At 61.6% G+C, this 20261-nt stretch carries 21 protein-coding genes; 7 read left to right on the plus strand and 14 right to left on the minus strand.

Annotated features, from left to right (window positions below; translation table 11 throughout):
• Positions 1–14: 14 nt before the first annotated feature.
• The 5 genes from KZO83_RS07915 to KZO83_RS07935 all read left to right on the plus strand — a co-directional run bounded on the left by KZO83_RS07915 (position 15) and on the right by KZO83_RS07935 (position 5642).
• Entirely contained in the window at positions 15–1079 is a 1065-nt protein-coding gene (locus KZO83_RS07915) for an arginine N-succinyltransferase (protein ID WP_097022051.1), read from the plus strand.
• Positions 1079–2095, plus strand: a complete 1017-nt coding sequence (gene astA, locus KZO83_RS07920; protein WP_247620395.1) for an arginine N-succinyltransferase — start codon at positions 1079–1081, stop codon at positions 2093–2095. Before KZO83_RS07915 ends, astA begins: the two co-directional genes overlap by 1 nt.
• 158 nt (positions 2096–2253) lie before the next feature.
• Positions 2254–3723 (plus strand): succinylglutamate-semialdehyde dehydrogenase, encoded by a 1470-nt coding sequence (astD, locus tag KZO83_RS07925; protein ID WP_247620396.1) that lies wholly within the window; start codon positions 2254–2256, stop codon positions 3721–3723.
• An 11-nt stretch (positions 3724–3734) separates the two neighbouring features.
• On the plus strand, positions 3735–5096 hold the full coding sequence (gene astB / locus KZO83_RS07930; RefSeq protein WP_418904305.1) for an N-succinylarginine dihydrolase: 1362 nt from the start codon (positions 3735–3737) through the stop codon (positions 5094–5096).
• A 60-nt stretch (positions 5097–5156) separates the two neighbouring features.
• Positions 5157–5642, plus strand: coding sequence for a GNAT family N-acetyltransferase (locus tag KZO83_RS07935; RefSeq protein ID WP_247620398.1), 486 nt, complete (start codon positions 5157–5159; stop codon positions 5640–5642).
• A gap of 55 nt (positions 5643–5697) precedes the next feature.
• Here the strand turns inward: KZO83_RS07935 and KZO83_RS07940 are convergent, their stop codons facing one another.
• The 6 genes from KZO83_RS07940 to KZO83_RS07965 form a co-directional block, all read right to left on the minus strand.
• Positions 5698–6039: a HepT-like ribonuclease domain-containing protein gene (locus KZO83_RS07940; protein WP_247620399.1), complete on the minus strand. Its 342-nt coding sequence runs from the start codon at positions 6037–6039 to the stop codon at positions 5698–5700.
• Entirely contained in the window at positions 6036–6326 is a 291-nt protein-coding gene (locus KZO83_RS07945; RefSeq protein ID WP_075368260.1) for a nucleotidyltransferase family protein, read from the minus strand. Before KZO83_RS07945 ends, KZO83_RS07940 begins: the two co-directional genes overlap by 4 nt.
• A 106-nt stretch (positions 6327–6432) precedes the next feature.
• Entirely contained in the window at positions 6433–7632 is a 1200-nt protein-coding gene (locus tag KZO83_RS07950; protein ID WP_247620400.1) for a CynX/NimT family MFS transporter, read from the minus strand.
• Between the two features lie 181 nt (positions 7633–7813).
• Positions 7814–8398 carry an NAD(P)H-dependent oxidoreductase gene (locus KZO83_RS07955; RefSeq protein WP_247620401.1) on the minus strand — a complete coding sequence of 195 codons (585 nt, stop codon included), beginning with the start codon at positions 8396–8398 and terminating at the stop codon, positions 7814–7816.
• 159 nt (positions 8399–8557) lie between these two features.
• Complete coding sequence (locus KZO83_RS07960) at positions 8558–9433, minus strand: LysR substrate-binding domain-containing protein (protein ID WP_247620402.1); 876 nt, start codon at positions 9431–9433, stop codon at positions 8558–8560.
• 57 nt (positions 9434–9490) lie between these two features.
• Complete coding sequence (locus KZO83_RS07965) at positions 9491–9838, minus strand: putative quinol monooxygenase (protein WP_040242874.1); 348 nt, start codon at positions 9836–9838, stop codon at positions 9491–9493.
• Positions 9839–10194: 356 nt separating this feature from the next.
• On the opposite strand from KZO83_RS07965, the gene KZO83_RS07970 reads away from it, so the two are divergent.
• Entirely contained in the window at positions 10195–11046 is an 852-nt protein-coding gene (locus KZO83_RS07970; protein ID WP_247620403.1) for a hypothetical protein, read from the plus strand.
• A gap of 23 nt (positions 11047–11069) precedes the next feature.
• Here KZO83_RS07970 and KZO83_RS07975 read toward each other — a convergent pair whose 3' ends face one another.
• Genes KZO83_RS07975 through KZO83_RS07985 form a run of 3 tightly spaced genes read right to left on the minus strand, consistent with a single transcriptional unit; the run spans position 11070 to position 13516 of the window.
• On the minus strand, positions 11070–11624 hold the full coding sequence (locus KZO83_RS07975; protein WP_247620404.1) for a DUF924 family protein: 555 nt from the start codon (positions 11622–11624) through the stop codon (positions 11070–11072).
• Between the two features lie 25 nt (positions 11625–11649).
• Positions 11650–12150 (minus strand): methylated-DNA--[protein]-cysteine S-methyltransferase, encoded by a 501-nt coding sequence (locus KZO83_RS07980; protein WP_247620405.1) that lies wholly within the window; start codon positions 12148–12150, stop codon positions 11650–11652.
• Position 12151: 1 nt separating this feature from the next.
• Positions 12152–13516, minus strand: a complete 1365-nt coding sequence (locus KZO83_RS07985; RefSeq protein WP_336296574.1) for a DNA-3-methyladenine glycosylase 2 family protein — start codon at positions 13514–13516, stop codon at positions 12152–12154.
• Positions 13517–13685: 169 nt separating this feature from the next.
• Between KZO83_RS07985 and KZO83_RS07990 the strand changes: the two genes are divergently transcribed.
• Positions 13686–14792 (plus strand): AbrB family transcriptional regulator, encoded by a 1107-nt coding sequence (locus tag KZO83_RS07990; protein ID WP_247620406.1) that lies wholly within the window; start codon positions 13686–13688, stop codon positions 14790–14792.
• A gap of 73 nt (positions 14793–14865) precedes the next feature.
• Here the strand turns inward: KZO83_RS07990 and KZO83_RS07995 are convergent, their stop codons facing one another.
• The 5 genes from KZO83_RS07995 to KZO83_RS08015 form a co-directional block, all read right to left on the minus strand.
• Complete coding sequence (locus tag KZO83_RS07995; RefSeq protein ID WP_247620407.1) at positions 14866–15633, minus strand: ABC transporter substrate-binding protein; 768 nt, start codon at positions 15631–15633, stop codon at positions 14866–14868.
• Positions 15634–16062: 429 nt separating this feature from the next.
• The gene (locus KZO83_RS08000) at positions 16063–16737 is read right to left on the minus strand and encodes a hypothetical protein (RefSeq protein ID WP_247620408.1); all 675 of its coding nucleotides are present in this window, start codon (positions 16735–16737) and stop codon (positions 16063–16065) included.
• A 122-nt stretch (positions 16738–16859) separates the two neighbouring features.
• Positions 16860–17450, minus strand: a complete 591-nt coding sequence (locus tag KZO83_RS08005; protein WP_247620409.1) for an otopetrin domain-containing protein — start codon at positions 17448–17450, stop codon at positions 16860–16862.
• A gap of 778 nt (positions 17451–18228) precedes the next feature.
• Positions 18229–19347 carry a succinylglutamate desuccinylase/aspartoacylase family protein gene (locus KZO83_RS08010; protein WP_247620410.1) on the minus strand — a complete coding sequence of 373 codons (1119 nt, stop codon included), beginning with the start codon at positions 19345–19347 and terminating at the stop codon, positions 18229–18231.
• A 46-nt stretch (positions 19348–19393) separates the two neighbouring features.
• Positions 19394–20188, minus strand: coding sequence for a transporter substrate-binding domain-containing protein (locus KZO83_RS08015; protein ID WP_247620411.1), 795 nt, complete (start codon positions 20186–20188; stop codon positions 19394–19396).
• Between the last annotated feature and the right edge of the window lie 73 nt (positions 20189–20261).

Raw genomic sequence — 20261 nt, forward strand, 5'->3', positions numbered from 1 at the left:
CGAGAGACATTGCCATGCTTGTCGTTCGTCCCGTTCAACCCCGCGACTTGCCGGCACTGGAGCGTCTGGCGGGCAGTGCCACGCCGCGCCTGACCAATCTGCCGGCGCATCGTGACCGCCTCGAAGAGCGTATTGCACGCTCGACGCGGGCCTTGGCACGCGAGGTCGATTTTCCCGACGACGAGGCCTATACCTTCGTGCTCGAGGACCTCGAGCTTGGCGAGGTGGTGGGGACCGCCAGCATTCGTGCCCAGGCGGGCGCCATGGATGCCTATTACACCTATCGCCAGGAAACGTTGATTCACGCCTCGCAGCAGCTCAACGTGCGCCGCGAGGTGCAGACGCTTTCGTTGTCGCATGAGACCTCCGAAACCACGCTGCTGTGCGCGCTGTCGCTGGATGCCCGTTACAAGGGCACCAGCGCCGAGAGTCTGTTGCGGCGTGCGCGGTTGATGTTCATCGCGCAATATCCCGAGCGCTTCGCATCGATTCTGGCCGTGGCCTTTCCGGGCTATCTCGATGCCGAGGGAGAATCGCCGTTCTGGAACAGCGTCGGGCGGCACTTCTTCGCCCGCGGCTTTCAGGAGATCAACCTGCTGGCGGGCGTGCGCTCTAAGAGTTTCATCGCCGAAGTAATGCCGCAGTTCCCGCTCTACCTGCCCTTGCTCACGCCCCAGGCACGTGCCGCCATCGGTCGCGAGCATCCCGATCACGAAGGAGCGCTCGAGGAAATGCTGGGTGAAGGCTTCGTGCGCTCGCGGCATGTGGATATCTTCGATGGCGGACCCGTGGTGCGCGGCGAGCGCGACCGCCTGCAGAGCGTACGCCAGGCCAGTTGGCATCCGGTACGCTTGCGACCCGGCAATGTGCTGCCGGATGCCGAACCGGCGTTGATCGCCAATCAGCAACTGGGCGACTTTCGCTGTCTGGTGGCGCGCTATGCGCTGTCGCCCACAGGACAGTTGATGCTCACGCCCGAACATGCCGAGTTGCTGGGCGTCGAGGAAGGCCGCGCGGTGCTGGCTGCGCCATTGGCGTTGCCCACCGTCCTGGATGAGTTCGACGAGGGAGAAACCTGATGCGCATTCGACCCATCGAACGCCGCGATATCGACGAGCTGCAAGCTCTGGCTTGGCAGACCGGCGTGGGGTTCACCTCGTTGCCCGACAACCGCGACTTCCTGGCCGCCAAGATCGAACATGCGGTCAGCGCCTTCGAGGAACGCAGCGCCATCGACGACCGGCTGTATTTCTTCGTGCTCGAGGACGATACCAACGGCGAGCTGGCCGGATGCTGTGCCATCGAGGCGCAGGTCGGTCGTGAAGTACCGTTCTACAATTATCGCCTGGGTACCCTGGCGCATTCGTCGGTGCAACTCGACTTGCATCGCACCATCGATACGCTGTTTCTAAGCTCCGATCATACCGGCGATGCCGAAGTCTGCTCGCTGTATCTGCGTCCCGAGTATCGCCGTGACCGCAATGGCGCCTTGCTGTCCAAGGCGCGCTGGCTGTTCATCGCCGAGTTCCGCGACCGCTTCCCCGACAAGGTACTCGCCGAAATGCGCGGGCGCTTCGACGAGAACGGCACCAGTGCGTTCTGGGAGTGCCTGGGCAGCCACTTCTTTCCCATGAACTTCAACGAGGCCGACCGCCTGACCGGCCTCGGGCAGAAGAGCTTCATCGGCGAGCTGATGCCCAAGTTCCCGATTTACACGCCGTTTCTTTCCGAAGAAGCGCGGGCCTGTATCGGCGCGGTTCACGAACACACCCGTCCGGCGCTGGAAATGCTCAAGAAGGAAGGCCTGCGCTGGGAGGGCTACATCGATATCTTCGACGGCGGTCCCACGGTGGAGGCCTATATCGATGATGTCAGCGCGGTGCGCGACTCGGCGTCCTATCCCGTGGAGATCGTGGACGAGGCCGTCAGCGTTGAACGCCCCACCTGGTTGGTCGCGACGTCGAAGATTAGCGACTTCCGGGCCGCCTGGATCGGACGCGGGCCCAGCGCGGATGGCGTGCTCACATTGACCGTAGATGAGGCTCGGCGTCTCGACGTCGCTGCGGGCGACCGCTTGCGCCTGCTCGAGACGTAACCCGGCTGCGCCGGGAGTGAGAAGTCATAAGCTGTAAGCGACGGGCTTCGGGAAAAGGATGGCGAACTTTCGGCGTGACCGAATACTGCTTTTCGTAGCTCGTAGCTCGTAGCTCGTAGCTCGTAGCTCGTAGCTTACAAATGAATCAGGAGCGAACTATGCACGCCAAGCAGCAATTGCTGATCGACGGCGCCTGGGTCGAGGGTGACGCAGCGCGTTTCGACAAGACTGATCCCGTCTCCGGCGAGACGCTATGGAGTGCCAGTGCGGCCAGCGCGGCCCAGGTCGACGCGGCGGTGGCCGCCGCACGGCGGGCGTTCCCCGTCTGGGCGCGTCACAGCTTCGAGGAACGCCAGGCCGTAGTCGAGCGTTTCCGCGAGCGTCTGGAAGCCAATCGCGAGGCGCTGGCGACGAGCATCGCGCATGAAACCGGCAAGCCGCTTTGGGAAGCGCGTACCGAGATCGGTGCGATGATCGGCAAGGTCGCCATCTCGATTACCGCTTATCACGAGCGCACTGGCGAGCGTTCGCGGGATGTCGGCGGCAGCCGCGCGGTGCTACGCCATCGCCCGCATGGCGTGCTGGCGGTGTACGGCCCGTACAACTTCCCCGGGCATCTGCCCAACGGGCATATCGTCCCGGCACTGCTGGCCGGCAACGCGGTGGTCTTCAAGCCCAGCGAGCAGACGCCAATGACCGCCGACCTGACGCTTCAATGCTGGCTCGAGGCGGGCCTGCCCGCCGGCGTGATCAATCTGGTGCAGGGCGCGGCCGAGGTCGGCCAGGCGCTGGCCGGTAGCGCCGACATCGATGGCTTGCTGTTCACCGGCAGCGCCAAGATCGGCGGGCTGCTGCATCGCCAGTTCGGCGGTCAGGTCGACAAGATCCTGGCGCTGGAACTGGGCGGCAACAACCCGCTGGTGGTCAAGGATGTACCCGACCAGGAAGCGACGGTATTGTCGATCCTGCAGTCGGCGTTCGCCTCCGGCGGCCAGCGTTGCACCTGTGCGCGCCGCCTGATCGTGCCTCACGGCGCAGCGGGGGATGCGCTGCTCGAAGCGCTGGTGCGTGCCATTGGGGCGCTGCGTGTGGCGGGGCCGTTTAGCGAACCGGCGCCATTCTATGCGGGGCTGGCCAGCGTCGAGGCGGCGGATGGCTTGCTGGCCGCCCAGGACGATTTCGTCGCACGCGGCGGCCGGGTGTTGAGCAGCATGCGCCGCCTGGAAGAGGGCACTAGCCTGCTGTCGCCGGGGCTGATCGACGTGACGGGCTGCGAGGTACCTGACGAAGAGCATTTCGGACCGCTGCTCAAGGTGCATCGTTATCACGACTGGGACGAGGCCATCGCCCTGGCCAACGATACCCGTTATGGCCTGTCTGCGGGTTTGATCGGCGGTGAGCAGTCCGACTGGGACGACTTCCTGCTGCGCATCCGTGCCGGCATCGTCAACTGGAACCGCCAGACCACCGGCGCCTCTAGCGACGCGCCCTTCGGTGGTATCGGCGACAGCGGCAACCATCGCCCGAGCGCCTATTACGCCGCCGATTACTGCGCCTATCCGGTGGCCTCGATGGAAACCGAGACGCTCAGCCTGCCCGATACTCTGCCGCCGGGGGTGGTGCTATGAGCGAAAGTTCTATGAGTGAAGAGGTACGCGAGGTCAACTTCGACGGTCTGGTGGGGCCGACCCACAACTATGCCGGACTGGCGCATGGCAACGTGGCCTCGATGCGCCACGGCGGGCTCACGGCCAACCCGCGTGAGGCGGCGTTGCAAGGGCTCGACAAGATGAAGTCGTTGATGGAGGCCGGCTACGCGCAAGGCGTGTTGCCGCCCCAGCAACGCCCGGATCTAGGCGCGCTGCGCGATCTCGGCTTCACCGGTGACGATGCCAGCGTGCTGGCACGGGCGGCCGAGGAGGCACCGCAGCTCTTGCGCGCGGTGTGCTCGGCCTCATCGATGTGGACGGCCAATGCCGCGACCGTGACGCCGAGTGCGGATGCCCCGGATGGCCGTGTTCATTTCACCGCCGCGAACCTGCAATCGAGCTTTCATCGCTATCTCGAACCGCGCACCACCGCGCGCGTGCTGGCGGCGATGTTTCGCGACCCCGCACACTTCGCGCATCATCCAGTGCTGCCGGCGACGCCGGCCTTCTCCGACGAGGGCGCGGCCAATCACACCCGGCTGTGCGCTGGGTCTGGAGATAATGGTCATGGCGAGCCCGGCGTTCACCTGTTCGTCTACGGTCGCCAGGCGTTCGGCGGGCAACACGGCCCCACGCGCTATCCCGCGCGCCAGACGCTGGAGGCGAGTCAGGCGATCGCCCGCCAGCATGGCTTGAGTGACGCGCAGACGGTGTTCGCTCAGCAGAATCCCGACGCCATCGACGCCGGTGTCTTCCATAACGACGTCATCGCCGTCGGCAATGGCCCGGTGCTGCTCTATCACGATATGGCGTTTCGCGACGAGACGGCCACGCTGGACGCACTGCGCGCCCGCATGTCGACGCCGCTGATCCCGGTGCGCGTGCCGAGCGAGGCGGTCAGTCTCGAGGATGCGGTATCGACGTATCTGTTCAACTCGCAGTTGCTCTCCAACCCCGACGGCAGCATGACGCTGGTCGTGCCCGGCGAGTGTCAGGAGAACGAAACCGTGTGGCGCACGATTCAGGACCTGCTGCTGGCAGGGTACAACCCCATCAGCGAGGTGCTGGTCAAGGACGTCAAACAGAGCATGCGCAACGGCGGTGGCCCGGCGTGCCTGCGCCTGCGCGTCGCGCTCTCGTCGGCCGAACGTCAGACGCTGGGCGGCCGCGTGTTGCTCGACGAGGCGCTGCATGGCGACCTGACAGCCTGGGTCGAGCGGCATTACCGCGATCGACTAGCGCCCGAGGATCTCGCCGATCCGCAACTCGCCCAGGAATCGCTGACAGCCCTGGACGAGCTGACGCAGCTATTGGGCATCGGCGCGGTATATCCGTTTCAGTTAGAGGCCTGAGACCATCCAGGCGACGCCAGATAGGGCTGAGTCTCGCTGAAAGCGATCAGGAGCATGTGCGTGATCGAGAATATCGCTATCGTCAGGCTGCAAGCCGACTCACCTCACGCGAGAACCGTGGCGGGCTGGACTCATGACGCCTGGGGGCATCTGCACCCCGATACCTCGGCGACGGAGTATCGTCGGGCATTCTATGCGCAGTGCGGCGAGGGCGGCGTGCCCTCGGTTTTCGTGGCAATGCACGAGGCGTCGCCGGTGGGCACGGCGAGCCTGGTCGCCGACGACATGAGCATTCGCCGCGAGCTGACGCCTTGGCTGGCCTCGGTCTTCGTGCTGCCCGAATGGCGCGGCCATGGTATCGCTTCGCGCCTGGTGCAGCGGGTCGAGGCGGAAGCGCTGGCCCACGGCATCCGCCACTTCCACCTCTACACGCCCGATCAACAGGCGCTGTATCGTCGCCTAGGATGGGAGGATCGCGAGGCGCTGACCTATCGCGGCGAGTCTGTGACCGTCATGAGTCGGCGGTTGGATGCCTCTACGATCTGAGTCAGCTACTGCTAGCAGCGCCGCCGACCATGCGGCAAGGTCTCGACCCGGTAGCTCAAGACTCTGACCTTTTTTCGAGCATGTCCTCGAGGCACTTCTCAAGAGGACGCAAGTGCTGGTCCATAACCTTGATAATCGTTAACGGGTCGATGTTGCCCAGATAGTTATGCACCAGAATATTGCGGAAGCCGCTAATTTCTCGCCAAGGTATCTGCGGGTATTCCTGCTTTAAATCATCGGGCAGCATTTGTGTGGCTTCGGATAATGTCTGCAGGTTTCGCAGTGCTGCGTCGTACAGGATTTCGTCGCACGCAAGGTCACCGCGTGATTGGATACGCCGCAGCTTGGCAATGTTATCGAGGATATGCTGAGCATAGGATTGCCAAGGCTTGTTCATAGTTCTACCGCCTCGTTCAGTATCTGCTGGCGGAAATGACGGTTCAGTTCATGCTCGGGCACAAGGTCGACCCGGCGCCCGACCAAGGCCGCCAAGCGTTCCGCCAAAGGCAGGCGCTGGGTGAACAGATCGTATCCCGGCGGAAAGTCGACGAGAAAGTCGACATCACTTTCCGGCTTTTCCTGCTTGCGGGCGACCGACCCGAACACCCGGATTCGGCGAGCCCCGTACTGACGGGCCATGTTATCGATGGCTGCCTTCTGATGATGTAGGTCCTCAAGTAACATGGCGCCTCCTAAGGGCTAACTACCGTGTCCCGTATAATCGGTGCCTTTCTTCTTGCAGAGCAAGTATAGGCTGCTATAGACGCAAATTAGTCACAAGAGTAGCGAGTCAACCCTCGCGCACCGTGACCAGTTTGGGCCGGCCGATCATGACCCCGGCGACGGTCTGCACGCTGAGCAGTCCCATCAGCAGCCACAACGACAGCCGCCAGTCGCCGGTGATGCCGTGCAGGGCGCCGAACACCAGCGGGCCACCGGCGGCCATGAGGTAGCCGAGGCTCTGAGCCATGCCGGAGAGCATGGCGGCGTGGTTGGCCCGCCGGGTGCGCATCACGATCATGGTCAACGCGAAACTGAAACAGCCGCCCTGGCCGGCGCCGAGCAGGATCGCCCATAGCGTGGGCGACGCCGTGGGCGCCAGCCACAACCCGACAAGCCCCAGCGCGATCAACGTGCAAAGTCCCAGTACCAGTAGGCTGTGGTGATGCAGTCGCGCGGCGAGGCGCGCGATCACGTAGCTGGCGGGAATGGTGGTCAAATTGATGATCGATAGCATGCCACCCGCGGCGGCGCTGGGAACCCCGGCGGCCGAGGCCACGGCGGGCACCCAAGTCTGCAGGGTATAGAAGCCCAGCGACTGCATGCCCATGAACAGCGTCAGGGTCCAGGCGGTACGGCTCTTGAACAGCCGCGTGATCCGTGTCGATTGACCGTCGTCGCTTGCCTTGGGTTGCCGCCAGGCCATCCACATCCAGAGTGCCGTCGTGACCAAGCCAATGCCCGCCCACATCAGGATGGGAACCGACCAGGAACCGCTGAGATTCATCAACGGCACGGCGGTGCCCGCGCCGAGAGTGGCACCGATCCCCATCACCACTGTGTAGAGCCCCATGGTCTGGCCGATGCGCTCGGGGCGGTCGCGCTTGACCAGGCTGGGCATGAAGACGTTGCCGAAGGCGATGCCCAGGCCGGCGAAGAATGTCCCGATGAGCATTACCGGCAGGCTTTCGATGCCACGCAGCAGCCCGCCGAGCGCAATGGCGCCGAGTGCCAGCGCGATGGCGCGGTCCAGCCCCATGCGTGCGGCGACGCCGGGCGCCAGCGGTGAGAGCACGCCGAAGCACAGGATCATGCCGGTGGTGAACAGGCTGGCGACGCCGGCACCGATGGCCAGTGTCTGCATGATCGATTCCAGTACCGGCCCCACCACCACGATGGGCGCGCGCAAATTGATGGCCGCCAACGCGAAGGCGACGAGCCATAGCGCAGCGGGTAGGGGAGCGGTTGGGGAAGCGGAACGCGCGGACATGGACAAAGCCTTCCTCTCGAACGGGCGCGCTATCTTAGCATCTCGTTGAAAAGCTTGCCGTGCGTCGAAAGGTGCAACGTCAGAGGGTGAGGCAGGTCACGCGCGGGGCCGCCACCGTGATGCGGCGGCGGCCCGGAGGCCGGTTCAGGCGCTGGCTTTAGCGTTCAGGCGTGGGCTTCGTTCAACTGATGGAAAAATGTTCGCGCAGATGTGCACGATAGGCGTCGATATGGCCGTCGATGTCGGGTGCCTTGATGACGTCGTTGGCGATGTAGGTTGGCATGGCGTCCAGACCCACGAATGCCTGGGATTTGTGGAACGGGAAGTAGACGCCGTCGACGCCCTGGCCTTCGAAGAAGTTGCCGGGCTCGTCGAAGGCTTCGACGGGCGCGTTCCAGGTCAGCGAGAGCATGTAGCGCCGCCCTTGCAGCAAGCCGCCGCTGCCGTACTGACGGCTGGGATCCTGGCGTGAGCGTCCGTCGCTGGCATAGAGCGATCCGTGGCCGGCGGTGAAGACTTCGTCGATATAGCGCTTGACCGTCCACGGTGTGCCCATCCACCAGCCGGGCATCTGATAGACGATGACATCGGCCCACAGGAATTTCTCGACTTCGACGTCGGTATCGTAGCCGTCGTCGACGCGGGTCTCGCGGATCTCGTGGCCCATTTCGGCGAGTTCGCCGCGTGCCACGTCGTGCAGTGTGTCGTTGTAACGGCCGCCGGAATGCGCGAAGGCCTTGGCGCCGTTGATCAGCAGAATCTTCATGGTGTCGTTACCACTTTCGTAGGCATGTGAATGCAAAAGGTGGGGCAGTCTGCCGAGTCGCGGTCTTGCGATAAAGATGCCTAATTGCAAAACATTCTTGCATTAATCACAAAGATTGCGGCGCGCATGTTCCGGCGTGAGGGAATCGGCGTGAGGGAATCAGAGTGTCAGGCGGTCGGCGAAGAAGTCCAGGAAGGCATTGATGCGGCCGTGGAGTGCCGTATTGCGGTAGTAGACCGCCTGAATGGGCTCGTGGCGCTCGTGGGTAGCGTCGTCGAGGACTACCGTCAAGCGCCTGGCTTGGCGAGCGCCGCGCGTCAGGAAGTCCGCCAGGCAGGCGATGCCCACGTCGGCTTCTGCCATTTGCAGTAACGCTTCGCCACTGCTCGAGGCGAGAGTGGGCTGGATGGTACGACCGTCGCCGATGGGCCAGCGGTTGAGTTGGGTCAGATGCGTGAAGCCCAGCAGCACGTGATGCGCCAGGTCCTCGACATGGCGCGGCGTGCCGTAGCGTTCCAGGTAAGCGGGGCTGGCCACCAGGCGACGCCGGCTATGACCGAGCGGTCGGGCATGCAGGGTGGAGTCCTCCAAACGACCGATGCGAATGGCGACATCGGTGCGTTGCTCGATCAGGTCGATGTTGGTCTCGTGGGTGGTCAGTTCCAGGCGCACCTTGGGATAGGCGGCATGGAATTCGGCGAGGTGGGGCACGATCTGGTGCAGCAGAAACGGCGTGGCGGCGTCGACGCGCAGGCGTCCGGCCGGCTCGCGACGGCGCACGGTGAGCGCTTCCTCGGCGGTTTCCAAGGTGCCCAGCGCTTGGCGAGCCTGGGCGATGAACGCCTCGCCTTCCTCGGTGATGTCCAAGCGTCGCGTGGTGCGGTGCACGAGGGTCGTCTCGAGCCGCTTCTCCAGGCGCGAGACGGCTCGCGAGAGCCGCGCGGTGCTGGTGCTCAGACGCTCGGCGGCGGCGGTGAAGCCACCGGCGTCGACCACGGCGAGCAGCGCCTCGAGATCGTCCCAGCGGCTTTTCATGATGCCTCGCGAGGTGCGGGGGTAATGGCGGGGACGATCATCCGTCGGTGCGGCGCGTTATAGCTTGGGCGCGTCGAAATCGGCCGGCTCATCGGTATACACGCAGACGTTGGCGTCTTCGACATCGCCGTCCTCGGCTTCGACGTATTCGGCGAAGAAGGCCTGCACTTCGCGGCGTTGGCAATGGGCTTCGAAGGAGGCACGGTCGGCCCAGATCTCGTGAAAGACGATGGGATAGCTGGTGCCATCGGCGAACGGGTTGTCGATCTTCCGGGTCACGGTGTACTGGATGCAAGCGTCTTCGCGATGCGCGTTGGGTTCGAGCGCCTGCAGCGCCTGGAAGACGCTTTCTTCCTTGCCGGGTTTGGGCTTGAACTGGGCAGTGCAATAGATCTTGCTGGACATGGGCGACCTCTTGAATGCATGCGAATGAATGCGAAGACGATACCATCTCGGCACCTAGTATCGGTAGCATCGGGCCATGACGTGGGACGCGGGACCGCTTGGCTTGCCGTCTAATCCAAAGGTGTATTGAGCGCGGCGACGGAATCGCTTATCAAGGAGTTTCGAGCCACTGTCATGCGAGGTCGCCCCATGCGCGTCATGAAACCCGATACCCTGCGCCACGCGCTCATCGTCGCCTTGATGGGTTCCGCCACCTTGTTGGTCTCGGCGTTGAGCTACCAACTGCTGATCTGATGGCGATGGCGCTCGGGCCGCCGAGCGGTTAGGGTCTGGGCATTGTCCCGGGAGCTTTCGTCATGTCGCTGTCTTCTCGCATGCCGCCTTCTCGCATGCCCCATTGCCGCTGGGCGGTGGCGGCGTTATCGATCTTGGCGCTGGTATCGTGGCTTGGCGTCACGCATGACGTAGCGCTGTCCACGCTGGATGACGCTCTCGCCACGGCGTTCAGGAGCTTTGCCTTGGCCAAGGCGCTCAATGCGGCCATTTCGGTGATGCAGAGCGTCACTGCCGACGCCATGGTCTTTCAGGTGCAATTCGGCCAGGCGCTGGACCCCGCCAATGACCTCGTCGAGCGTTTTTCGTGGATCATGTTCGCCTCCACGGCCTCGCTGGCGATGCAGAAAGTCTTGATCCAGATGGCCAGTCACGCGGTCATCAAGGCGCTTTTCTCGTTAAGCTGCCTGTTGCTGGCGGTGTCGCTCGTCTGGGGGCGTGGTGTTTGGCGCGAATGGGCCCGTCGGGCGTTCTTGCTGATGGCGTTCCTACGTTTCGCGGTTCTCATCGCGGCGCTGGCCAGCACCTGGATGGGCGATGCACTGATTGGCGACCAGCGTGAGGGGCTTTATACGGCGTTGGACCAAGATCGTGCGGTGTTCCAGGACGTCGCCGAGACGCAGGCCGGCATTCGTGAAGAAGACGACGGCGTGTGGCAACAGCTCAAGGATAAATGGGAAAGTGCCGTGGGCCATCCGGTGCGCGACCTGCTGACACGTCTGGATAGCATGACCGAGAACGTGGTGGCCTTGTCGGCGGTGTTCATCGTCCAGACGATTTTATTCCCCCTCGGTTTTCTCTATTTGAGCTGGCGCCTGCTCGGCACGCTGACCGCCCCGTTGGCGGGGCGTTATCCCGTTGCTCGCGGCGCCTGATCTCACGTACAGCGTCATCAGGCTTAAAAGGACGATCCCGGCTGGCGTAAGAAGTCGCGTTCTTCCGGCGTCGATTCCCGGCCCAGAACCGCATTACGGTGCGGATAACGGCCGAAGCGTTCGATAATCGCCCAATGGCGCTGCTCGAAATCCAGGTTGCGCTCCAGCCCCGGTTGATCGAAAAGCCGCAGGGCCTCTTGGTGGATCACGGGCGATTCGCTGTGCATGTACGGCATATACACGAACGCGCGCTGTTCCGGCGGCAGTTCCTTGTCGCCCCCTTGCGCGACCAGATGCTGGGCGAGGCTCAGTGCTAGCGGGTCCTGAGCGAAGGCCAGGGCCTGATCGCGGTAGATATTGCGCGAGAACTGATCCAGCAGCAGTATTTCCGCCAAGGCACCGTGACTACTTTGCCGCCAAGCATAAAGCTCGCAGCGACATGCCGCGTCATATAGTGCCCCGAAGCGTTCGGCGAGCGCCTGGTCGAACGCCGGGTCCTTGTTGAACCACTGTTTGGGGCCTGCCTCCACGAACCAAAAATCCAGCACTTGCCGTGCCTGCTCAACATCTTGCGTCATGGCGCACCTCCGTTGATTGATGCGATTAACGTGTTGAATGGTGTTTGATGTGCGTGCGCTCGAGCTCGAGTAACCAAGCCTTGCGCTCGAGCCCGCCAGCATAGCCGGTGAGCGTACCATCACGCCCGATCACGCGATGACAAGGCACCACGATGGGCAACGGGTTGCGGCCGTTGGCGGCGCCCACCGCGCGCATTGCCTTGAGGTTGTCGATATCCCGGGCGATCTCCGCGTAGCTGCGCGTCTCCCCAAACGGAATGCGTGCCAATGCCTGCCATACGCGCTGCTGAAAGGGCGTGCCTTGCGGGTCGAGCGGCACGTCGAAGTCGTGCAATTCTCCCTTGAGGTAGGCGTTTAACTGCTCGCGGCAGGCCTTGGTGAGCGGCGAGGGCGCTGCCGGTGTCTCGGCACTGTCGACGAAGGTGATCTCGCGAATCCCGTGCTCGCTGGCGAGGATGCGTAGCGTGCCCAGCGGCGAGGTCGGTTCGGGCGTGACGTAATCGAGAGCGTAGGCGGAAGATGCCATATCAGCGACTCCAGAGTTGTAGGGTGAGATAACTGCGCCACGGCGCGGCAAGATCCGGCTCGATCGCGTCCAGCGACGTCAGGGCCCGCTTGACGCCCAGGTCGCCGCCCAGCCAGATATCGGGATGGCTGGTGCCGCGCAAGGCGGCGTAATCGGCACTCCAAGGGCCGATGCCTTTGAGTGCGGTCCAGCAGCGAGGGTCGTCGTCGAGGCACTGCTCGCATGCGGCGTGCGCCAGGCCACGTAGACAGTCGCGGCGCGCCTGGGGCATGCGCAGAAACGTGAGATCGCTGTCGGCGACCTGCGCAGCCGTGGGGAAGTGGCGCCCGCCCTCGGCGGTCGGCTCGCCGAGCGCTTCGACCAGATTGGTCGTATGCCCGCGCGCCGCCGAGATCGAGACCTGCTGGCCGAGAACCGCGCGAATGCCGGCCTCAAAAGGACTCCACAGGCCGGGCAAGCGCAGGCCTTCGACGAGGGGGAACGTCTCCGGGAGCGTCTTTTGCAGCTGGGCCTCGATCAGGGCCGTGTCGGCGTCCAGGTCGAGAACACGGCGGATGTTGCGTACCACCGGTGAGAGTGCCCCGAGGTCATCGAGATTCAGCGTGACACGAAAACAATGCTGATCGGGCATGTGCTCGGCCGTGAAATGGCCACGCGCTGACCCCCACTGAATGTAACGACCGTAACGATGCGCGTCTCCCCATTCCAGTTTGTCGATCCGCCGCACGGCGAGGAAGTCACGCAGCCATTCCCAGGCGTAAGGCGGGCGATAAGCCAGCGTCAGCGTGAGATTCTCGCTGGGTGGCCGGGGCGTGCGCCGCAACTCGCGCGGTGCGTGTCCCACTTGGCGACGGAACGCATCGTTGAAGCGACGCAGGCTGGTGAAGCCGCTGGCGTAGGCGATATCGGCCACCGGCAGCGCGCTCTGGTGCAGCAACTGCTTGGCGAACAGGCACTGGCGATGCAGGGCGTAGGCCTTGGGCGAGACGCCCAGGTGCTGCTTGAAAAGCAGGCGCAGGTAGCGCTCGCCGATACCGAGGCGGTCGCACAGCGCGCCCAGGGAAGCTTGGCTCAGGGCGCCTTCATCGATCAGCCGCAAGGCGCGGCGTAGCGTGGTGTGATTGCCATGCCAGGCGGGCGATTCCGGGGCGCTGTCCGGGCGGCAGCGCAGACAAGGGCGAAAGCCCGCCTGGGCGGCGCTTACAGCGCTGGGGAAATAGCGCACATTGTCATCACGCGGCGGCCGGGCAGGGCAGATCGGGCGGCAGTAGATACCGGTCGTGGTCACGCCGACGAAGAAACGCCCATCGAAGCGAACATCCCGCGATAAACGGGCCACGCGGCAGCGGTCGGGATCGAGCAGCATGATGGGGATTCCTCGAAGCGGCAACGCTACCAGTGTAACGCGCTGACGGCACCGGACTCGCCGGATTCGGCAGTGATATACGCGGCGATGCGCTCGTGGTAGCTGCAGCGAGAAGTACTGCGGAAAGTCCTTAGCTTGCTATAATGCGTCCCTTTTGTGGAGTACTTCCTTGGCCCCTTCCCCGACCCCAGCGCCTTCTCGACCGTCGTCTCCCCGCATGCACCGTGCCGGGCTGTGGCTGGCGCTATTCGTGGCGTGCTGCGTGGCGAGTGGCGTGCTAAATCATTGGCATATGCCGGCGGGTGGCTTCATCGGCCCGATGCTGGTGGGCATCGCCTTCGGTATCGGCGGCAGCGGTCTGCGTCTGCCGAGACGCTGCTTCAAGCTCGGCCAAGGCACGGTCGGCGTGTTGATCGCGCATGCCATGACGATGAGCGTGCTGATGACGATCCTCGATGGCTGGCTGGTGATGCTTTTGGCCACGGCCATTACGCTGTTGCTTAGTCTGCTGGTGGGGATCGTTCTAGTGCGTTACGGCGGGCTTCCGGGCAGCACGGCGGCCTGGGGCACCACGCCGGGCGCGGCAGCGGCGATGGTGGCGATGGCTGAGGAGCGCGAAGATACCGACCCGCGTATCGTGGCGGCGATGCAATACGTGCGAGTGGTGTGCGTGGTGCTCGTGGGGGCCCTGGTGAGCCATTGGCTGGGGGTGAGCGATACGCCATCGCGTGGCGGGGGCGGCTTTCCTGACGACCTGGCGGGAACGGTCGATTTGGCGATCACCTTGGCGGTCATCGTCGGCGGGGTCTGGCTGTGCGATCGCCGCTTGCCTGCGGGCGCCTTGCTGGGGCCGATGCTCATCGGCACAGTGCTGCATCTCGCCGGTTGGGCGACGCTGTCGATGCCGGCACCCTTGCTGATGCTGGCTTACGGCTTCATCGGTGTCTATGTGGGGCTGCGCTTCGACCGCGACGCGCTGGCGACTGTGGCTCGCTCGCTGGGCAAGATGGTCATGGCGTCGATAGTGCTGATTGGGTTATGTGCGCTTTCCGCGCTGTTGATGGTAGGGCTCATGGACACGAGCTTCATCACCGCTTACCTGGCGACCAGCCCTGGCGGGCTCGACTCGATGACCATCATCGCCATCGACACGCATGCCGATTTGGGTCTCGTGGTGGCGCTACAGACATTGCGGCTCTTCACGGTGGTGCTACTGGGGCCGGCAATGGCGCGTTTCATCGCGCGTTTCGCCCCGTCCGCGAAAGGTACGTCCTGAGCGTTTGCCGTAACGCAAAGGGGCGACCCGTAGGCCGCCCCTTTGGCGTGACGTTGGTTGTATCGACGCCGTCTTACTTGGCTTCTTCAGAGAAATACTTGTTGTAGAGTTCCTGATAGGTGCCGTTGTCCTTCAGGGTCGCCAGCGCCTCGTTGAACTGGTCTGCCAGCTCCTGATCGCGCTTGCGGAATGCAATGCCGAAGCCTTCGCCGAAATACTTCTTGGGTTCGGTGATCATCTCGCCGACGACTTTATAATCGCCTTCTTCGCTATCCAGCAGGGTGGACTTGCCGACCGGGAAGTCCAGGAAGGCGATGTCGACACGACCGGCGTCCATGTCGAGGACGAGGTCATCGGCGGTGGAGTAACGGCTGATCTCGGCCGCGTCGCCGAACATATCGGTGACGTAGTTGTCCTGCAATGTGCCGCGTTGCACCCCGATGGTCTTGCCTTCGAGCGTTTGCTTGGCCGGGAAGTCGATGCTGCTGTCTTGCGGTGTGAACCACGCGGAGGGCGGCTGGAAGTACGGGTCGGAGAAGAGCACGGTTCCCTTGCGTTCTTCGTTGATGGTCATCGAGGACATGATCGCGTCGTACTTACGCGCCATCAGGCCCGGAATGATGCCGTCCCACGCCTGCACGACCCACTCGCACTTCCTGTCGATCTCTTCGCAGATGGCGTTGCCGAGCTCGATGTCGAAGCCGGTGAGTTCACCGTCGGCCGTGCGGTATTCCATCGGCTCGTAAGGCACGTCGACGCCGATACGCAAGGTGTCCTGAGCGACGGCGCTGCCAGCCAGCAGGGCGCTACCGAGAAGGGTGATGGTCAGCAATTTTTTCATGGAAAGCTCTCTACGGAATTTGCAGTGTGTTGTTATGGAGCCGCCTCGTGAGCAGCCCTGAGTTTCACGTCTTGCAGCATATCGAAGCGCTGCCGCCATGCCTAGCGTCGCGTGGCTGGTAGAGGAAGCGGGTGTGGATGTCTGTAGGTAGCCGCTGGTCATCTTCTGCCAACGCCACGTCCCCTCTGTGTTAACACCATAGGGTGACGGGGTTCATGGATCTGCTTTACAAACGGGGCAACGTCCGCCCGCAACTCAGACAGCGGCTGGATATATCTTCATCGACGCGAACTCTTGCCATGAGAATTACCTGTGTACGAATACAGGAGTGTAACGTTGGTTGCTCATGGCGCTCCCTCCTATGCACTAATCATAGGCCAGAAGTGTCCACTAGAGTGGGGGAAGTCCAGCGTCGGCTTGAATGAATTGTTAGGTCTCAAAGTCGTATTCCTCATCCATTTCCCGCTTGACGATTCGACTGAACATTTCTTTCAGCTTGACGTCGACATGAGATACAAACTCTTGGGATGCCATGCAGTACGCCAGATCGGGAGAGTCTTCATAGCGGATCTTTATGCGTGAAAAGTGCTCGCCACCGGCAATGTATGTCAGCACTCTTGCATTCGAAGACGAAAGATAAGCTTCTCTATCTGTCGCTGATGATGCTTTGTCATATAGATCGAACCTCGATAGAATGGCGTTCTCGATTTCATCTGTGTTGAGCAGTGACATTTGATTGAAAGATGGCACTATCGACTGTCTGGAATCAAGCAGCAACTCGTACTCGTCGCTTTCTGGATTGACTCCGTTGCATACAACAGACGACGCAAATGCTAAGCACTCAAGCAAAATAGGTTCTTCGCCTGCAATGTCGACAAGCCGCTTATCTTTGGCCGCGATAATGTCAAAGTATTCTACCGCCAGCAGCGAGTATGAACTTGCAACGGCGGCTTCCAGCGCCGCATCGATGCTCTGTTTGCGCAAGGTAGGGTGCGTGGTTTTTGGCCTGAACTCAAGCTGCTTCCAGACCACGTCCCATGACTCTTTGGCCGCTACAAATCGACGAAAGTGCGCTAGAGGCGGTAAATTCTTCTTGAAGATCATAGTGAGCCCAGATTAAGACCTAACGCCAACAGCACGCGCGGCTACGGAATGGAGGCGAAGCCGCAATGTAGTAGACGTCGCTGTGACTGTAATTGTTACAAGGATAGTATAAGGAATGGAAATTACTGAACTGCATTGTTGTTGGCTTTGCAATCAATATCGGAACTCTTTAGTCTACAGTCATTTTTCTCCAACACTAAAAAATCTTTATTTCCAATAACAAATTGAACTAACTTTCCATAGTTAGAATCAGGGCTCGCAACTGAAAAAAGTATGGAAACAATGATGGCGAGTGTCGCAAAAAATAAGGAGCCAAATGCTCCCTTTACTCCAGAGACCCACCAGCCGTCTTTTTGAGATTTTACTTGAGCCAGCAAATCGCTTTCTAGAGCTTCTTTATAGGCTTCTTCTACTCGTTTTTCTGCGTAATGCTCTGCAAAAACATATAGCACTTCTTCTGCATCGCCGCGCAATTTATCCAGCTTGCCATCATGGTAAGCCAATAAAAATTTACTGACGTCATCTGCTGGGATTGCGTCAACATTCTGACTTTTCCGATACTGCTCCTTCCACTGATACTTTTCTTCTTTGTAATCAGCATATGCAAGCATCCCGATTAAGCGATCTTTGGAATCAGGCTGTGTCTCAACTACTAACTTCTCAAAGATATGATTGTAATCGGGATGCGAGCTTGTGTTAGCTTGTGACACCATGAATCAGAAGTTCCTTATCTAAGTCTTTACGCTTCCCATTGCGCACTTTCATCGCAGCTTCAAACGCAGAATCTGCCGCGCTGACTCTAACCTTGGTCATCTCGCCATTGACCTTGATGAACCGATAATCTTCTGACGAGCTTCGATTTAGTCTAGCTTTTCGCAGCTTTGCCATTCTCTACCTCCGAAGGTCTTTTAATATCAATACGTTGCATGAATTTTTAGGCCTTTTTTATCTTCTCTTCAGTATAGCACAGTGTTGATCGGCCAGTCTGTAAGGTTTGTACGGATCAGTGCCTTTGTAACAGGTATTAGCTAGCGCGCTCATTTTGCTACTTGAACGAGCGCGCGCGTTCAATAAACCTTATCTAGCTTACCCTTACGCACCTAACTCATTGATTTTAAGCCATGCTAAGAATGATTCGGCGCGTTATGCAGAGTTCGCGTGCCTGCTGCTTTTGACGATTTCCGTCACGCTTGGGGCGTCGGGTGCGGTCAGCAGGCACGCTACCGCCCAGGCCACTGCATATTGTGTTGATGCGGTAGTCCCGTGCGTATCGGTTATTTTTTCGAGCCGTCTAAGCGACCTTAGAGATTCATACTAGGCGGGATGAGGTCTGTCAGCAAAGCCGATAAGGCGCTGCTTATCGATGCAGTTCGTGGATTTATAAGGATGCTTAGCAATCGTGGGAGAGGGAGTAAGTGTTAGCTTACTTGTGAAGCAACGGGCACCGTGGGGTACCCTTTGTCGGTGGTTATTTCTGCCTTTGGTGCTATTTCACGGCGCGAGCAGGTAGCCGCTGCGGTGTGCGTGGTGGCCGGCGACGTCGGCGACGATCATGCCGGCGGTGGCCATTCTGCGCTGGGTGCGAGCGTAGAACATGCCGTCTTGCTCGGCACGCACGGGGTGTACGGCGTCGCTGATGGGGTCGATGATCTCGGCGATCAGGTCGCCGCTTTTGACTTCTTCCCCCGGCGTGCGGTGGAAGACCACGACGCCGCCCGCGGGGGCGCGGAGAAAGTCCATGGCGGCGAGTTCGGTGGCGGGATACGCCAGCGCCGGCAGGGGCGGTGCTTCGCCGTCGATCAGGGCGTGGTAGCGCATCCAGTCGAGAATCGCGTCGGCATCGCGTTCGGCGATGTCGCGGGCGACATCCTGTTGGCCGCGTAGTTCGAGGGTGATCGATTGGCTGCCGTAGGGGATCGGATATCGGTCGCCGAAGTGCTCGCGCATTTGCTCCCAGACCAGGGTGAAGCACTCGTCGAACGAGCCGCCGCCGGAGTCGGTGGCGAGCATGCTGGCTTTGGCGCCGAAATAACGCGCCAGGGGCTCGAAGTAGGGCCATGCCGCCGGGGTGGTGTAGAGGTGTTCGACGGCGTTGAAATCGCAGTGCAGGTCGAGAATGAAATCCGCGTCGCAGGCCAGGCGTTGCTGCGTCAGGTGCAGGGACTCGTAGGCCGTGGTGGCCGGCTGTTCATCGAGGGTGGCGATGAAGCGCCGACGTATTTCGGCCCGGTTGTGTTCGGCATCCTGCGTCAGCGCGCTTTCCAGCCCTTCGGCGATGCGCTCGGTGACGTCGCGATAGCCCCGATTGAAGTTGCTGACGCTCTCGAAATCGTAGCGCCCCAGAGGGATGTCCATCAGTTGCTGGTCGAGCCCGATGGGGTTGGCGACCGGCACCACGATGACGTGCGCCTTGAGCTGTCCGGCCTCTTCCAGCGCTTTCAGGCGCTGCTTGAGGGTCCAGGCGACCAGCATGCCGGGGAGTTCGTCGGCATGCAGCGAGCCTTGGATGTAGACACGCTTTTCCGCCTCGGCGGGGCCGAAGTGAAAACTCTCCAGGCTGCGCTGAGTCCCGGGGACGGGACTCAGCAGAGGATGGGCATGGTGTTGCATGGGGTGTCCTCGTGAATGCCGGCGGCGTTTTGCCGCCGGCAAACGGTCATTTTTCGCCGACGGGCAGCGACAGGTCGTAGTCGAAGTATTGCTTCATCAGCTTTTCGTAGGTGCCGTCGGCATAGACGTCGCGAATGGCCTGATTGAATTTCTCCGCGAGTTCCTTATCGCGCTTGCGAAACGCCATGGCCGCGCCCTTGCCGAAGATCGAGACGGGCTTCTTGATGCTCTCGCCGATCTTCTTGAATTCGCTGTCGTCATCCTTGAAGTGGAAGGTATCCACGGCGAGGGGATAGTCCTCGAAGGACAAGTCCAGGCGCCCGGAGATCAGGTCGTTGGCGACGTCCTGGGAGGATGAATAGCGGTGGATATCGAGGGTGTCGCCGTACATCTGCGTGACATAGCTATCGCGGATGGTGCCGCGCTGCACGCCGACGCTGAGCCCTTCGAGCGCGTCCTTGTCGCTGATGTCGATGTCGCGATCGCGACGCGTGATCCAGACGCTGGGGGTGTTGTAGTAGGGAATCGAAAACAGTACCTGGTTTTCACGCTCGGGCGTGATGGCCATCGAGGAGAGAATGGCGTCGTATTTGCGCGAGAGCAGGCCGGGGATGATGCCGTCCCAGGATTGCTCGACCCAGGTGCAGTTGAGGTTGGCGCGTTTGCACAGTTCGTTGCCGAGATCTATCTCGAAACCTTCCAGCTCGCCTGCTGGCGTGCGGTAGACGAAAGGTTCGTAAGGCACGTCGATGGCCAGGCGTACTTCGTCGGTATCGCGGGCCTGAGCGGTGGCGGTCGTCATGACCACGCCTAGAAGAGTCAGCGCCAGGAGCTTTTTCATGGTAAGTCTCATTGGGATGTCGTTCGGCGGGTGTGGCCTGCCGCGTGCCATGACGTGGGCCGCGGCAGGCCGG

Source organism: Chromohalobacter moromii (assembly GCF_023091865.1).
In the GTDB taxonomy this organism is placed as follows: domain Bacteria; phylum Pseudomonadota; class Gammaproteobacteria; order Pseudomonadales; family Halomonadaceae; genus Chromohalobacter; species Chromohalobacter moromii.

Coding starts and splice junctions, on each gene's coding strand:
- KZO83_RS07915 (WP_097022051.1), top strand. CDS start 15: ATGCTTGTCGTTCGTCCCGTTCAACCCCGCGACTTGCCGGCACTGGAG.
- astA (WP_247620395.1), top strand. CDS start 1,079: ATGCGCATTCGACCCATCGAACGCCGCGATATCGACGAGCTGCAAGCT.
- astD (WP_247620396.1), top strand. CDS start 2,254: ATGCACGCCAAGCAGCAATTGCTGATCGACGGCGCCTGGGTCGAGGGT.
- astB (WP_418904305.1), top strand. CDS start 3,735: ATGAGTGAAGAGGTACGCGAGGTCAACTTCGACGGTCTGGTGGGGCCG.
- KZO83_RS07940 (WP_247620399.1), bottom strand. CDS start 6,039: ATGAACAAGCCTTGGCAATCCTATGCTCAGCATATCCTCGATAACATT.
- KZO83_RS07945 (WP_075368260.1), bottom strand. CDS start 6,326: ATGTTACTTGAGGACCTACATCATCAGAAGGCAGCCATCGATAACATG.
- KZO83_RS07950 (WP_247620400.1), bottom strand. CDS start 7,632: ATGTCCGCGCGTTCCGCTTCCCCAACCGCTCCCCTACCCGCTGCGCTA.
- KZO83_RS07955 (WP_247620401.1), bottom strand. CDS start 8,398: ATGAAGATTCTGCTGATCAACGGCGCCAAGGCCTTCGCGCATTCCGGC.
- KZO83_RS07960 (WP_247620402.1), bottom strand. CDS start 9,433: ATGAAAAGCCGCTGGGACGATCTCGAGGCGCTGCTCGCCGTGGTCGAC.
- KZO83_RS07965 (WP_040242874.1), bottom strand. CDS start 9,838: ATGTCCAGCAAGATCTATTGCACTGCCCAGTTCAAGCCCAAACCCGGC.
- KZO83_RS07970 (WP_247620403.1), top strand. CDS start 10,195: ATGTCGCTGTCTTCTCGCATGCCGCCTTCTCGCATGCCCCATTGCCGC.
- KZO83_RS07975 (WP_247620404.1), bottom strand. CDS start 11,624: ATGACGCAAGATGTTGAGCAGGCACGGCAAGTGCTGGATTTTTGGTTC.
- KZO83_RS07980 (WP_247620405.1), bottom strand. CDS start 12,150: ATGGCATCTTCCGCCTACGCTCTCGATTACGTCACGCCCGAACCGACC.
- KZO83_RS07985 (WP_336296574.1), bottom strand. CDS start 13,516: ATGCTGCTCGATCCCGACCGCTGCCGCGTGGCCCGTTTATCGCGGGAT.
- KZO83_RS07995 (WP_247620407.1), bottom strand. CDS start 15,633: ATGAAAAAATTGCTGACCATCACCCTTCTCGGTAGCGCCCTGCTGGCT.
- KZO83_RS08000 (WP_247620408.1), bottom strand. CDS start 16,737: ATGATCTTCAAGAAGAATTTACCGCCTCTAGCGCACTTTCGTCGATTT.
- KZO83_RS08005 (WP_247620409.1), bottom strand. CDS start 17,450: ATGGTGTCACAAGCTAACACAAGCTCGCATCCCGATTACAATCATATC.
- KZO83_RS08010 (WP_247620410.1), bottom strand. CDS start 19,347: ATGCAACACCATGCCCATCCTCTGCTGAGTCCCGTCCCCGGGACTCAG.
- KZO83_RS08015 (WP_247620411.1), bottom strand. CDS start 20,188: ATGAAAAAGCTCCTGGCGCTGACTCTTCTAGGCGTGGTCATGACGACC.